Annotated in this window: 11 protein-coding genes; 3 read left to right on the top strand and 8 right to left on the bottom strand. The window is 63.9% G+C overall.

The window, feature by feature from the left end; all coding sequences use genetic code 11:
* Positions 1-21 precede the first annotated feature (21 nt).
* The gene (locus BcanWU425_RS02950) at positions 22-984 is read left to right on the top strand and encodes an acetyl-CoA carboxylase carboxyltransferase subunit alpha (RefSeq protein WP_007599220.1); all 963 of its coding nucleotides are present in this window, start codon (positions 22-24) and stop codon (positions 982-984) included.
* A gap of 412 nt (positions 985-1,396) precedes the next feature.
* Positions 1,397-2,944 (top strand): L,D-transpeptidase family protein, encoded by a 1,548-nt coding sequence (locus BcanWU425_RS02945; protein ID WP_231189755.1) that lies wholly within the window; start codon positions 1,397-1,399, stop codon positions 2,942-2,944.
* Positions 2,945-3,130: 186 nt separating this feature from the next.
* Here BcanWU425_RS02945 and BcanWU425_RS02940 read toward each other — a convergent pair whose 3' ends face one another.
* The 7 genes from BcanWU425_RS02940 to BcanWU425_RS02910 all read right to left on the bottom strand — a co-directional run bounded on the left by BcanWU425_RS02940 (position 3,131) and on the right by BcanWU425_RS02910 (position 10,716).
* Positions 3,131-3,826 (bottom strand): branched-chain amino acid ABC transporter ATP-binding protein, encoded by a 696-nt coding sequence (locus BcanWU425_RS02940; protein ID WP_026232421.1) that lies wholly within the window; start codon positions 3,824-3,826, stop codon positions 3,131-3,133.
* Entirely contained in the window at positions 3,819-4,553 is a 735-nt protein-coding gene (locus tag BcanWU425_RS02935) for an ABC transporter ATP-binding protein (RefSeq protein WP_018452918.1), read from the bottom strand. The genes BcanWU425_RS02940 and BcanWU425_RS02935 overlap by 8 nt, the downstream gene beginning before the upstream one ends.
* Complete coding sequence (locus BcanWU425_RS02930; protein ID WP_018452917.1) at positions 4,540-5,646, bottom strand: branched-chain amino acid ABC transporter permease; 1,107 nt, start codon at positions 5,644-5,646, stop codon at positions 4,540-4,542. The genes BcanWU425_RS02935 and BcanWU425_RS02930 overlap by 14 nt, the downstream gene beginning before the upstream one ends.
* A gap of 6 nt (positions 5,647-5,652) precedes the next feature.
* A complete protein-coding gene (locus BcanWU425_RS02925) occupies positions 5,653-6,870 on the bottom strand; it encodes a substrate-binding protein (protein WP_018452916.1) in 1,218 nt (405 codons plus the stop codon).
* A gap of 4 nt (positions 6,871-6,874) precedes the next feature.
* Positions 6,875-7,732, bottom strand: a complete 858-nt coding sequence (locus BcanWU425_RS02920; protein ID WP_018452915.1) for a branched-chain amino acid ABC transporter permease — start codon at positions 7,730-7,732, stop codon at positions 6,875-6,877.
* 108 nt (positions 7,733-7,840) lie between these two features.
* Entirely contained in the window at positions 7,841-9,355 is a 1,515-nt protein-coding gene (locus tag BcanWU425_RS02915) for an amidase (protein WP_026232420.1), read from the bottom strand.
* A gap of 173 nt (positions 9,356-9,528) precedes the next feature.
* Complete coding sequence (locus BcanWU425_RS02910) at positions 9,529-10,716, bottom strand: substrate-binding domain-containing protein (RefSeq protein ID WP_085384113.1); 1,188 nt, start codon at positions 10,714-10,716, stop codon at positions 9,529-9,531.
* Positions 10,717-10,894: 178 nt separating this feature from the next.
* On the opposite strand from BcanWU425_RS02910, the gene BcanWU425_RS02905 reads away from it, so the two are divergent.
* On the top strand, positions 10,895-11,329 hold the full coding sequence (locus BcanWU425_RS02905) for a MarR family winged helix-turn-helix transcriptional regulator (RefSeq protein ID WP_007599198.1): 435 nt from the start codon (positions 10,895-10,897) through the stop codon (positions 11,327-11,329).
* A gap of 220 nt (positions 11,330-11,549) precedes the next feature.
* Here BcanWU425_RS02905 and secA read toward each other — a convergent pair whose 3' ends face one another.
* Complete coding sequence (gene secA, locus BcanWU425_RS02900) at positions 11,550-14,390, bottom strand: preprotein translocase subunit SecA (protein ID WP_204512793.1); 2,841 nt, start codon at positions 14,388-14,390, stop codon at positions 11,550-11,552.
* Between the last annotated feature and the right edge of the window lie 29 nt (positions 14,391-14,419).

The following is a 14,419-nucleotide window of genomic DNA, read 5'->3' as shown; positions in this document are numbered from 1 at the left end:
CGTCCTCCCTATATTGAGTTGATGCCAGACCAGATGCGCAGCTATCTCGATTTCGAAAAGCCCGTCGCCGAGCTCGATTCCAAGCTCGATGAATTGCGGACGCTTGCGGCCTCCGGCAGCGACATCGCCGAGGAGATCGGGCGGATCGAGGACAAGGCGGCGCAGGCGATGGCCGACCTCTATCTGAACCTGACGCCGTGGCAGAAAACGCTGGTCGCGCGGCATCCGCAGCGGCCGCATTTCAACGACTTCATCAAGGGCCTGATCACCGAGTTCACCCCGCTCGCCGGCGATCGCAAGTTCGGCGAGGACGAGGCGCTGGTGGCCGGCTTCGGCCGCTTCCGCGGCGAGGCCATCTGCGTGATGGGCCAGGAAAAGGGCGATTCCACCGAGAGCCGCATCAAGCATAATTTCGGCATGGCGCGGCCCGAGGGCTATCGCAAATGCGTGCGGCTGATGGAGATGGCGGAGCGGTTCGGCCTGCCGGTGCTGTCGCTCGCCGATTCCGCCGGCGCCTATCCCGGCATCGGCGCGGAAGAGCGCGGCCAGGCCGAGGCGATCGCGCGTTCGACTGATGCCTGCATGGCGCTGACCGTGCCGAACGTCGCCATCATCACCGGCGAGGGCATGTCGGGCGGCGCCATCGCCATCACCACCGCCAACAAGGTCCTGATGCTGGAGCACGCGATCTACAGCGTGATCTCGCCCGAGGCGGCGTCCTCGATCCTCTGGCGCGACGGCTCCAAGGCGCAGGAAGCCGCCAACAACATGAAGATCACGGCCCAGGACATGCTCCGCTTCGGCGTGATCGACAGCATCCTGAAGGAGCCGGTCGGCGGCGCCCATCGCGACCCCGCCGCCATGATCGCCACCACGGGCGACGCCATTGCCAAGGCCTTTGACGAACTCCGGGGTCTGGACGGGGACGCCATCCGCAAGCATCGGCGGCAGAAATTCCTCGATATTGGCCGGAAACTGGGCTGATTCGGGCGGGCTTTGGGGCCCGTTGGACGCGTCCCCCTCCGCCGTCGTCCTGGCTTTCGCCGAGACGACGCTGAATTTGAGGCCGGCCAAACCGTCCCGGAGGCCCCCGGTAACCCCGCGTTAACCCTTTTTTTGCCCAAATCAGCGATCTCAGTGCTGGTTTGGCCGAAAGGCCCAAGTTTCAGCCCAGTTTAAGTCTTCGTTGACCACGCCTTTGGGCCAACGGGCTCGTGATCCCCGTGCGGGTTGCGACCACATGACCCAGAGGTTAGAATTTTAATCAATGGCTTCAGGGCATAAGCGCTGGAGCGTGATTGCGAAAAAGCCCGTCGCGACGGGTCCCGGTCTCCGGTCGGATCATGCTTCAAGATTGGGGTTTGCGCGCGATGCCTTGGACGGTGTGGGGTCCATCTTGATTTCTCGTTCGCTTGCTCGCGCGTTTCTGGTTTCGGTGGCGCTTGCCGCCAGCTTCGTGCTGGCCGGCTGCGACACCGACCAGGTTTCGCTTGCGACCAATGCCAAGGCCAACCAGCCGGTGCCGCCAAAGCTTCTCGCCGCGATGGTCGAGAAGAACATGGATCTGCAATCACCGATCCTGGTGCGCCTGTTCAAGCAGGAGGCCGAGCTCGAGGTCTGGAAGCAGACCCGCAACGGCCAGTTCGCGCTGCTCAAGACCTATCCGATCTGTCGCTGGTCGGGCGATCTCGGCCCGAAGGTGCGCGAAGGCGATCGTCAGGCGCCGGAAGGATTCTACTCGATCAATCCGGGCCAGATGAATCCGCAATCGGCGTACTATTTGTCGTTCAACACGGGCTATCCGAACGCGTTCGACAAGGCTTTGGGCCGCAGCGGGTCGCAGCTGATGGTGCATGGCGATTGTTCGTCGCGCGGCTGCTACGCGATGACGGACGAGCAGATCGCCGAGATCTATTCGCTCGGGCGCGAGTCCTTCTTCGGCGGCCAGAAGGCGTTCCAGTTGCAGGCCTATCCGTTCAAGATGACGCCGGTGAACATGGCCAAGCACCGGAACAATCCGAACATGCCGTTCTGGAAGATGATCAAGGAAGGCTATGATCATTTCGAGGTGACGCGGCAGGAGCCGAAGGTCGATTTCTGCGAGAAGAAGTACGTGTTCGACGCGGCGAAGCCGCCCGACGCCAAGCGCGATCCGGTGTTCGACGCGTCCGCTAAGTGCCCGGCCTATGTGATCCCCGAGGAGATCGCCAGCGCCGTGCGCGAGAAGGATGCGCGCGACCAGGCGGAGTACAACAAGCTGGTTTCGCGCGGCACGCCCGTTGCGCGCATGAACACCGGCATCGACGGCGGCATGAACAAGATCTTTGCCGCGAAGATTCCGGAAGGCTCGACCGGCCTGTCGGAGGGCGCCGAAGGCACCACGCTCCAGATGTTGGCGATGGCGAAGGCGCCGGGCACCATCCCTGGACACGTCAATCCGCCGAAGCCGAATCTCGATGCAGCCGCGCCCTCGCCGCAGGAAGAGCCGGTCGTCGCCGTCAGCGCGCCCGCCGCCAGCGCCCGCGTCGCCACCGCAGCTCCGCCCGAGAAATCCGGCTTCTTCTCCAATCTCGGCCGCAAGATGGGTGTGGGCAATGCCGACGCCACGGCGACCACGCCGCCGCCGCAGGCCACGGCATCCGTCGCTCCGGCTGCAACGACGACCACGACGCCGCCCACCGCAGCGTCCCGGCTGAAGGCCGCGGTGACCCGGTTCGTACCGGGCCGCGACACGTCCAAGGACGCAGCGAAGGATGCACCGAAGCCGGCTGTTGCCGCTGCCAAACCCGCCGAAGCTGCGAAGCCCGACACCCGCCTCGCCGCAACCCGCCCGACGCTGAAGCCGTCGGTGTCGGATGGCGCGGGTGAAGCGACCCAGATCATGGGCGCCGCGCCGGTGGTGCAATCGAACTCGTTCGACAGCCGGTTTGGGGCGGTGAAGTAAAGCGGGCGCTCCGCTTAATCTCTTCGATCCATCCCAGCCTGACGCCGTCATTCCCCGCGAAGGCGGGGAATCCAGTATTCCAGAGGCACCCCTTATCGATCGAGAAGCTGCGGCGTACTGGATGCCCCGCCTTCGCGGGGCATGACAGCCGAGTTCGGTGTGAGAGCGACGCGCTTCACGCGCGCCCTACGGCGCCAGATACCGCAGCAGCTCCGGATTGCCCCTCACCTCGCCCGCTTCGCCTTGCAGCGCGACGCGGCCGCGGTCCAGCACGTAGGCGTAATCGGCGACGCGGAGCGCGAGGTCGAGGTGCTGCTCGACGATGATGACGGCGATGGTTTTCGCAAGCTCGATCAGGCGCTCGGTGATCTCCTCGATTACGCCGATCCAGACGCCTTCGGTCGGCTCGTCGAGCAGAAGAAGTTTTGGATCGCCCAGCATGGCGCGGCCGATGGCGAGCATCTTGCGCTCGCCGCCGGAAAGCGTGCCGGCGGGCTGGTCGAGGCGCTGGCCGAGCTTTGGGAAGATGGTCAGCACGTGCTCGACCGCGTCGGCTTTCCTGCTCGCGAGCGACCCGACCGCGAGATTGTCGCGCACCGACAGGCGCGCGAACACCGAATGCTCCTGCGGCACGTAGCCGATGCCGGCGCGCACCCGCTCCTGGGTCGCGCGGCGGCTGATGTCGCGGCCATCGAAGGCGACCTCGCCCTTCCACGCCGGCAGTTCGCCGACGATGGTCTTCATCAGCGTGGTCTTGCCGGCGCCGTTGCGGCCCAGCACGGCGACACCGCCGCGCCAGGGAATGCCGAGGTTGACGTCGAACAGGACCTGGCTGCGACCATAGCCGGCGTCGAGATGCTTGATGTCCAAAAATTCAGGCACGGCGCAAATAAATCTCCTGGACGGCCTTGTTGGCCTGGATCTCCGACACCGTGCCGGACGCCAGCACCTTGCCCTGGTCGAGCACGGTGAGACGATCGCAGATGTCGCGGATGAAATCGAGATCGTGCTCGACGATGACCAGCGAGCAATGCTTTTTGATCGGCTGCAGCAATTCACCGGTGACGCGGCGCTCCTCCAGGCTCATGCCGCCGGTCGGCTCGTCCAGCAGCAGAAGCTTCGGCTTGCAGGCCAGCGCCATCGCGATCTCCAGCCATTGCTGCTGGCCGTGCGACAGCGCCGCCGCCGCGTCGAAAGCGCGGTTGGCGAGGCGAAATTGCGTCAGCATGGTCATGACCTGATCGTGCAAGAGCCCGCGCGTGCGCGAGAACACGAGATCGAACAGCGAGGATTGCGCCTGCAGCGCGAGCAGAATGTTGTCGTAGAGCGTCAGCGTCGGCAGCACGGATGTGATCTGAAATTTCAAGCTCATACCGGCGCGGGCACGCTCGGTCGGCGTGAACGCGGTGATATCGGCGTTGACGAAGGAGACCTTGCCCTGTGTCGGCACCTCGGCGCCGGCGATGCACTTCATCAGCGTGCTCTTGCCGGAGCCGTTCGGGCCGATCAGGCCGTGAAACTCGTTCTCGCCGACGGTCAGCGCGGCGCCGTCGAGCGCGGTGAGCTTCCCGAAGATCTTCTTGACGCCGCTGGCTTCAAGGAGCGGCATCGCGCTTCTCCTTCCCGGTCTTCCTGGATTTGCCACCAAAGCTGCCGACCCGCTCGCGCTCGCCGAGCACGAAGCTGATCAGGCCGAGCGGCCGGAACAGAATCACCAGCAGGAGCAGCACGCCAAGGATGATCGGCCAGACCTCGCGGTAATTGTCCGAGAGCCAGAAGCTGACGCCCTCAACGATGACGGCACCGATGACGGCGCCGATCAGCGTGCCGGAGCCGCCGAACAGCACATAGAGCACCACTTGCGTCGAGACCACGACGCCGACCATGTTGGGCCAGACGAAACCTTCGTGGAAGGCATAGAGGCTGCCGGCGAGGCCGGCCACTGCGCCTCCGATCGCAAAAATGATCGCCTTCAGATGCTGCGCCTTGTAGCCGAAAAAGGCGATGCGCTGCTCGTTCTCGCGCAATCCCGCGAGCGCCAACCCGAACTGCGAGCGCACCAGAAAGCGGCAGAGGAGATAGACCACGACGAGCAGGCCAAGCACGAGATAATAGAACGGCGGCCCTTCCGAGAACTCGTAACTGCCGAGCGTCATCGAGGAGATCGAGGGGATGCCGTTCTGGCCACCGAGATAGTACCAGCCGCGCGCAAGCCGATCGGCGGCGTAGGATCCGGTCAGCGTGCCCAGCGAGACGAAGATCACGCTGGAGGGATGCCGTCCAAGCAGCAGGAAGCCGCCCAGCAGTAGCGCAAAGGTGAGCCCGATCATGGTGCCCGCGGGCAGCACCAGGAAGATGTTGGTAATGTTGAGATCGCGCGCGAGCAGCGCCACGCCATAGCCGGCCGAGCCGAAAAACAGCGCCTGGCCGAAGCTCATGATGCCGGCATAGCCCCACACCAGGTCGAATGACAGTGCGAACAGCGCGAGGATGATCACGCGCGTCGCGAACACCGTGAGGTAGTCCTGCAGCACCAGCGGGGCGAGCAGCGCCACGACGAGCACGACGCCCTCCACGATCGGCAGGATTTTCCGCACCGAACCGGCTTGCCCTGCTGATCCGTGTTCAACCATGGCAACGTTCTGCTCCCCGCCGATCTCGGCGGGGACTGCCTGCTTCGCTGCGCCCATCGCTTTCGGCATTCGACTCTAGCATTCCTTGGGATCGACGAGTCCGTCGCTGCGTCCGACGATCTCGTAGTTCCCGCCTTTGGCGACAGCGGTGTACATCTTCATCTTGCAGTGGCGCTTGCCCGGCACCATCTCGGCAGGTCCGCCGGGACCTTCGGCGATCTTGGCATGATCGAGCGCAGCGGCGACCGAGTCGCGATCGACCTTGCCGGCTTCCTTGACGGCGGCTTCCCACAGTTTCAGGCCGCGATAGGTGCCGGTGGCGGCGCTGCCGGCAGCGAACAGGAAGTTGCCCGGGAAATCCTTCTCGTAGGCCGCCTGGATTTTTGCGTCGAACGGGTTCTCCTTGGTGAGCACCTTGAAATAATCGAGACAGCTGGCGAGACCCTCGATCTCGGCCGCCTGATTGATGTTGAGCGTGTTCTCGTCATAGTAGACGCAGGCCAGCCGTCCGCCATTCTTGAGAAAGCCGGCCTCGTAGAGCTGCTTGAAGAACGGACCGACGCCGGGCGGGATGACGGTGTTGAAGACGACGTCGACTTTGTTGGAGATGATGCGGTTGACGGTCGAGGAGAAGTCGACCTGGTCAAGCGGATAGTATTCCTCGAACACGACCTCGCCGCCGTTGGCCTCGATCACCTTGCGGGCGTAGACGTTGAGTGTGTGCGGCCAGACATAGTTGGCGCTCGGCAGCGCGAACTTCTTGCCGCCGTTCTTGATCAGCCAGGGAATGAACTCGTCACACTGCTGCGCCGGCGTCGGCCCGGTACAGAACAGATAAGGCGTGCACTCCTTGCCTTCGTAGAGCTGCGGATAGATGTAGAGCGTCTTGCCGCGCGCGACGATCGGGTCCTTGATGGCGTTGCGCATCGACGAGGTGATGCCGCCCAATACCATGTCGACCTTGTCGCGCTGGATCAGCTTGCGGACGTTGCCGACCGCGACGGATTCGTTCGAGGCGGTGTCCTCGACAAAGAGCTCGAGCGGGCGGCCGAGCAGACCGCCGCCGGCGTTGATCTCCTTGATCACCATCTTGGCGACGTTGGCGTCGGCATTGCCGGCGTAGGCAATCGGCCCGGTGAGGTCGGTGGCGATGCCGACCTTGATCGGGGCTTCGGCCGCATTGGCCCAGGGCGCCGGGATCACCCAACTGCCGACGCCGGTTGCGACTGCACCGGAGGCAAAGGCGAGATTCGAAAGGAACCGGCGACGGGAGAGCTGAGAACGATCGGACATGTGACTAAACCCCTTTTCCAGCAATGAGGCCCTGCGGCCGGAATTTGATGAAGACGATGGCGAGAACGAAGACGAGGACATCGGCCACGACGGGCGCCATCACCCAGGGCAGCGCGGCGCTGAGCGTGCCGATGACGCCGGCGCCCGCGACCGGCCCGATGAAGGAGCCGACGCCGCCGACCATGACCGCGACAAAGCCCTGGATCAGGAAGCGCAGGCCGAGATCGGCGAACAGGCTGAACACCGGCACGATCAGTGCGCCGGCAAGGCCAGCAAGCGCCGCGCCGAACGCAAAGGTGGCGCCGTAGATCAGCGGCGTGGAGATTCCGGAGGCGCGGGCCAGCGAAGGATTTTCCAGGGTAGCGCGCACGCGCAGGCCGAAGCTGGTGCGCGCCAGCAGCAGATAGCAGCCGCCCATCACCAGCGCCGTGATGATGATGATGGTGAAGCGCCAGGCCGAGATGTGCATGGCACCGATATCGATCGAGCCGCCGATCGGCTCCGGCACGGTGAGATAGAAGCCGCCGATCAAGCCGCGCACGGATTCGCGGATGATCAGGCCGAGCGCATAGGTGCCGAGCATGGCGACGATGGGGGCTGCGTAGAAGCGTCGGATGATCAGCGCCTCCAGCACGAAGCCGAGCGCGCCGACAATGAATGGTGCGGCGACCATGCCGGCCCAGATCGGCAGGCCATTGGCGTAGGCAAGATAGGTGATGTAGGCCCCGAGCAGGACGAACTCGCCCTGCGCGAAGTTGAAGATGCCCATCATGCTGGCGATGATCCCGAGCCCCAGCACGATCAGGACGATGATCGCACCAAAGCTCAGGATCTCGAACGCCGCGACGAACGCGTTAGCCATGCGCCGGAGCCTTTCCCGTTCCGAAGGAATCGGAACGGGGCTCCGGCTTGATGTCTTGACGCGTCCGAAAACGCTTCCCTGTTACGTCCGTCTGCATGAGTCCCTCGCTCACATCTTCTTCCAGTCGCCGATCTGCTCGAAGGCGTGGGCGGCGCGGTAGATGGTGGATTCCTCGAACATGCGGCCGACCAGCATCAGGCCGACGGGCAGGCCGTCGACCATGCCGCAGGGCAGCGACATCGCCGGATGATGGGTGATGTCGAACGGCGCGGTGTTGGAGATCATCTCCAGCGCACGCGCGACATAGTCTTCGCGGCTGGCCGTGGGCTCCGGCAGCTTCGTCGCCTTCATCGGCGTCGTCGGCAGCAGCAGCAAATCGTAGTCTTTGAAGGCCTTGTCGTAAGCCGCGGTCAGGCGTCGGGAGATGTTGAGAGCCTTGCCGTAATAGCGCGGACCGAAGGTGTTGTTGATGTAGGTGCCGAGCAGCAGGAACAGCTTTGTGGTCTCGGACAGAGAATCCGCCTGCCGCCGCCAGCCGCGATGGAAGTCCATCAGCGTGGTCGAGTAGAGATCGGAGCGGGACAGACCATAGCCGTCGCCATACATCATGGTCTGGGTCATGCCCTCGGTGCCGATCGGCGTCCAGATCGCGGGACCCATGAGATGCATCGGGATCGAAACGGTCTCGACCGTGGCGCCCAAATCCTTGAATCGCTTTGCGGCCTCGCGCACGCTCTCGTTCACGGCGGCTTCGGCCGTCGCCTGCTCAAAGCCTTCCTTGAGGATGCCGATCCTCATGCCCTTGACGCCCTGGCCGAGCGCCTTGGTGTACTCCTCGACCTTGGGCGCCTTGATGCGGGGGTCGTAGCCGTCGTCGCCGGCCAGCACCTCCAGCAGCAGCGCGTTGTCGGCGACGGTCGCCGTCATCGGGCCGGTGTGGTCGACGAACACCTCGATCGGCATGATGCCGGTGTAGGGCACGAGGCCCCAGGTCGGCTTCATGCCATAGGTGCCGCAGAACGAGGACGGCATGCGGATCGAACCGCCCTGGTCGCCGCCGATCGCCATGTCGACTTCGCCGAGCGCGACGACGACGCCGCTGCCTGACGACGAGCCGCCGGCCGAATAGCCCATCTTGTGCGGATTGTGGACGGCGCCGACCGCATTGGTGTGGCTGCCGCCGGACATGCAGAAGGATTCGCAATGGACTTTTCCGGCGATCTCGGCGCCCGCATCGAGCATGCGGGTGACGATGGTGGCGTCGAAATCGGGCACGTAGCCTTCGAGCGTCGCCGAGCCGTTCATCATGGGAACACCGGCGAGCATGATGTTGTCTTTCAGGGCGACCGTCTTGCCCTTGAGCTTGCCACTCGCCGCCCCCTTCACGGTCGACTTGCGATACCAGGCGTTGCGCGGGTTCTCTTCCGGCGAGGGCCGATAGCCCGGCGTGCGCGGATATTTGACCTCCGGCACCTCGTCCGGCATGGCTCCGACGAGATTGTAGGCCTCGATCGAGCCCTGCATCAGACCGCGGAACGAGGCGACATCGTCGTCGGTCAGCGAAAGGCCGCACTGGTCGGCGACACTGCGCAATTGGGCTGGCGTGGGAAGGACAACTGTCACGGCGCTCTCCTCAAAGGCTTCTTGATCCCTGGAATTGGAATCCCTGGCATTGGAGCCTCATTGGCGCGCGTGTGCGGGCGCGCCCATCGGCTCTACCTTGATATTACAGACGGAAATATTTTCCTTTTCAAGTATTATTTTGGATTCGGGCGTTTGCAGATGGGGCGCCGGCGTCAGATCGGTTTGATCAGCTTGAAATCGAGGCCATCCGCGCCGGCGAGATACATTTGCATCCGGGTATGACCGTTCCTGACGGTGACGGGGCCGCGCGCGCCGCCATAGACGATGTTGCGGCCGGCCGCGAGCATGGGCCCCATCGCCAACGTGCCCGCCTTGTTTGCCACGGCCTCAAGGAAGCGCAGTCCCTCATAGCTGGATTGACCGAGCGAGCCGATCGGGGGGCCGTTCGGTCCGAACATCGCGCGATAGCGGCTCTGGAAGTCGTCGTTGGCCCGCGATCCGATGCCCGGGAAATAGCCGGAGGCACAGAACAGATTTTCGCTGTTGTCGGCGCCGATTCCGAGCAGCACGGTCTCGTCCATCGCCCCGGCCAGCCGCAGCGTCGTGGCGCCGAGGCCGCATTCGCCGAACGCGCGATTGAACGTGATGCTGTCGGTGCCGATCAACGAGATCAGGACGACGTCAGGCCTCGCGGCACGGATGCGCTCCAGATGCGGCTCGTGGTTGTCTTCGCCGAGGGGAACGAACTCTTCGCCGACGACATGGCCGCCGGCCTCCTTGATGTAGCGCTTCACCGCGCGGTGCGACTGCCAGGGCCAGACATAATCGCTGCCGATCAGGTACCAGCGCGCCGCCTTCTTGACGTCGGCAAGCCAGTGGATGGAGGGGCGGCTCTGCCAGCGCGGCGTCTCGCCGATCGCCATGACACCCGGCGTCTGCTCGCCGCCCTCGTAGACGGGCGTATAGATGTAGGGGATACGGTGGCGGGTCGTGACCTTGCGCAGCGCCACACGCACCGCGCTGGTATGCAGTCCCACGATGAGGTCGATCTCATCGGAAGCGATCGCCTGCTCGGCGCGGCTCAGAATCCCGTCGAGCGGCCCGCCGGCATCGTAGATCGAAAGCTCGATCTCGCGCCCGAGAATGCCGCCGCGCTTGTTGATCTCGGCGACCGCGAGCTGCGCGCTGCTTGTCGCGCACGGGCCCCAGACACCGGGCGAGCCGGTGCAGCAAATGAAGCCCCCGATGCGGAGCTTGTTGTGTGCGCCGCGGCGCTTCATGAAATGCGCATCAGCCGGCGACAGGTCGAAATCCGCTGCCGCGGGCGACAGATTCCTGAACAGCAAGGACGGCGGTAACGCCGGACCGCCGTGAGCCGGGAAGTTTACCGTCGCGCGCACGCCAACTCCTGTCTGATACCAGACTTGAAAGCTCATTCAGCAGGCGGCCGCGGCACCCGCCCTATTGTTGGGCAATATCCTATTTTGAAAATATTGAATATTCAAGAATTGAAGTGCATATAGATGCAGCATCGATTGCAAGACATTCACTCATTTGGGTCAAGACAAAGTCTTAGCCGTGGCAAAACCGAACACCCCGATCACCGAACACCTCGCGTACCTGCTCGCGCAAGCCAACCGGGAGATCAACCGGCAGCTCGAACTGCGGTTGAGCAAGGAAGGCGTGCCCGTCGAGCAGTGGCGCATTCTGAAAGTCCTGTCGGATGGCAACGGCCATTCGATGGGAGAGCTCGCGGATGCCGTGCTGCTCAACCATCCGACGCTGACCAAGATGATCGATCGCATGGTCTCGGACACGCTGGTCTACCGCGTGCAGGACCCGAACGACCGCCGCAAGGTCCTGATGTTCATCTCCGATCGCGGCAAGGTGCTGAGCAAGAAGCTCAACTCGCTCGCGGTCGACCAGGAAGAGCACATCCTCGAGAGCTACGGCGACAAATCGACGAGCGAATTGAAGCGGCTGCTGGAGAGCTTGATCGACAGCTCGAATTGAGCTGGCGTGTTTAGCAAGCTCTCTCCACACGGTCGTCCCGGCGAAGGAGATGGAGCCGCGCGCCCCATACTCGATGTCATCGCCCGATTTAATCGGGCGATCCAGTATTCCAGAGACTGACGTGATTGAACCGAGAAGCCGTGGCGTACTGGGTCGCCCGGCTAAACCGGGCGACGACAGTGGAATGTGAGGCGCCGACGTCGCACCTCACACCTGATCGCTAAGCGTACCGCCCGTGGCAGTGCTTGTACTTCTTGCCTGAGCCGCAGGGGCAATCCTCGTTGCGGCCGATCTTGCCCCAGCTTGCCGGGTTCTTGGGATCGCGCAACGCCGCGTCGGTGGCCTGCGCTCCGAGCGTGACGCTCGCGAGCGCCATTTCGTCCTCGCCGGTGTTCGGGTCGAACTTGTGCGCTTCCATCGGCGGCAGCACCGGGGCTTCCTGCTCCGGCGGCACGATCTCGACCCGCATCAGCTGCGCCGTGACGGCCTCGCGCAGATGCGCGCTCATCTCCTGGAAGAGGTTGAACGCCTCGGTCTTGTACTCCTGCAGCGGATCGCGCTGGCCGTAGCCGCGCAGGCCGATGACCTGGCGCAGATGGTCGAGCATGATCAGATGCTCGCGCCAGAGATGGTCGAGCGTCTGCAGCAGGATGGTCTTCTCGACGTAACGCATCACGTCGGGACCCCATTGCGCGACCTTTGCGGCCATGTGCTCGTCGGCGCGGGTCTCGATGCGCGTGAGCAGCTCCTCGTCGGCGATGCCCTCTTCCTTGGCCCAGTCCTCGACCGGCAGGTCGAGATCGAGCACGCGCTTGAGCTCTTCCTTCAGGCCCGCGACGTCCCACTGCTCGGCATAGGCATGCTCGGGCACGTGCTTGGCGACGAGGTCGTCGATGAAGGCGTGGCGCATGTCGGCGACGGTCTCGGCGACGCTGTCGTCCTTCATCAGGTCGACGCGCTGGTCGAAGATCACCTTGCGCTGGTCGTTCTGGACGTTGTCGAACTTGAGCAAGTTCTTGCGGATATCGAAGTTGCGCGCCTCGACCTTCTGCTGCGCCTTTTCGAGCGCCTTGTTGATCCAGGGATGGATGATGGCCTCGCCCTCCTGCAGGCCGAGACGCTGCAACATGCTGTCGAGGCGATCCGAGCCGAAGATGCGCATCAGATCGTCTTCCAGCGACAGGAAGAATTTCGAGCGGCCGGGATCGCCCTGACGGCCGGAGCGGCCGCGGAGCTGGTTGTCGATGCGGCGGGATTCGTGGCGCTCGGAGCCCATGATGTAGAGGCCGCCGGGCTTCTTCACGGTCTTGGCGGGCTTCGAACCCTTCGCGGGCTCGATCTCGACCTCTTCCTCGGCCTTCAGCACGATGTCGCGGAAGTGCTCGATGTCGGCCTTGATCTGCTCGATCTTCAAGGCCTTCTCGGCTTCGTCCTCGATCGAAGCGGCCTCCTGCTGGATGCGCATTTCCAGCGAGCCGCCGAGCTTGATGTCGGTGCCGCGGCCGGCCATGTTGGTCGCGATCGTGATCGCGCCGGGGACGCCGGCTTCCGCGACGATGTAGGCTTCCTGCTCGTGGAAGCGCGCGTTGAGCACCGCGAACAGCTTTGCCGGTTTGCCGGCGCGGGCCGCCGCGTACAGCTTCTGCATCGAATTTTCGTTACCGAAATCGATCTGCCGATAGCCGTGCTTCTTGAGATATTCGGCGATCACTTCCGATTTTTCGATCGAGGCGGTGCCGACCAGCACCGGCTGCAGCCGCGCATTGGCGCGCTCGATCTCGGCCAGAATCGCGGCGTATTTCTCGTTCTGGGTGCGATAGACCTCGTCGTCTTCGTCGAGACGGGCGACCGGCAAATTGGTCGGGATCTCCACGACCTCGAGCTTGTAGATGTCGAACAATTCGTCGGCTTCGGTCAGCGCCGTGCCGGTCATGCCCGCGAGCTTTTCGTACATCCGGAAATAGTTCTGGAAGGTGATCGAGGCCAGCGTCTGGTTTTCCGGCTGGACCTGCACGTGCTCCTTGGCTTCCAGGGCCTGATGCAGGCCTTCCGAATAGCGGCGGCCCTGCATCATGCGACCGGTGAACTCGTCGATGATGACGACCTCGTCGTCGCGGACGATGTAGTCCTTGTCGCGCGTGAACAGCGTGTGGGCGCGCAGCGCCTGATTGATGTGGTGCACGACGGAAACGTTCTCGACGTCGTAGAGCGATTCACCCTTGAGCTGGCCGGCATCGCGCAGCAGCGTCTCGATCTTCTCCATGCCGGCTTCGGTCAGCGTCACCGTGCGCTGCTTCTCGTCGACGTCGTAGTCGGACTTGTCGAGCTTGGGCAGGAAGCCGTCGATGGTGTTGTAGAAGTCGGAGCGGTCGTCGAGCGGGCCGGAGATGATCAGCGGCGTGCGCGCTTCGTCGATCAGGATGGAGTCGACTTCGTCGACGATCGCGTAGAAGTGCGGCCGCTGGACCATGTCCTCGAGCCGGTACTTCATGTTGTCGCGCAGATAGTCGAAGCCGTATTCGTTGTTGGTGCCGTAGGTGATGTCGCAGGCATAGGCCGTCTTGCGCTCGGAATCGTCGAGGCCGTGCACGATCACGCCGGTGGTCAGGCCGAGGAAGCCGTAGATCTGGCCCATCCAGGCGGAGTCGCGGCGGGCGAGGTAGTCGTTGACCGTGACGACGTGGACGCCCTTGCCGGCGAGCGCGTTGAGGTAGACCGCGAGCGTTGCGACCAGGGTCTTGCCTTCGCCGGTCTTCATCTCGGCGATGTCGCCCTCGTGCAGCACCATGCCGCCGATCAGCTGGACATCGAAATGGCGCTGGCCGAGCGTCCGCTTGGCGGCTTCACGGACCGTGGCGAAAGCGGGGACCAGCAGGTCGTCAAGGGTCTTGCCCTCGGCGAGCTGCTTCCTGAACTCGACGGTGCGGGCCTTGAGGGCCTCGTCGGAGAGTTTCGAGACCTCGGGCTCCAGCGCGTTGATCGCGTTGACGCGGGACTGATATCCCTTCACCCGCCGGTCGTTGGCGGAGCCGAAAAACTTGCGGGCGAGCGCGCCGATCATGCTTAGTTCCTGTGTTCGCGATTCAACCG

It is taken from the genome of Bradyrhizobium sp. WU425, assembly GCF_021052305.1.
In the GTDB taxonomy this organism is placed as follows: Bacteria; Pseudomonadota; Alphaproteobacteria; order Rhizobiales; family Xanthobacteraceae; genus Bradyrhizobium; species Bradyrhizobium canariense_D.
Note: the sequence above shows the minus strand (reverse complement) of the source record. Positions and strands in the feature narration are given on the sequence as shown.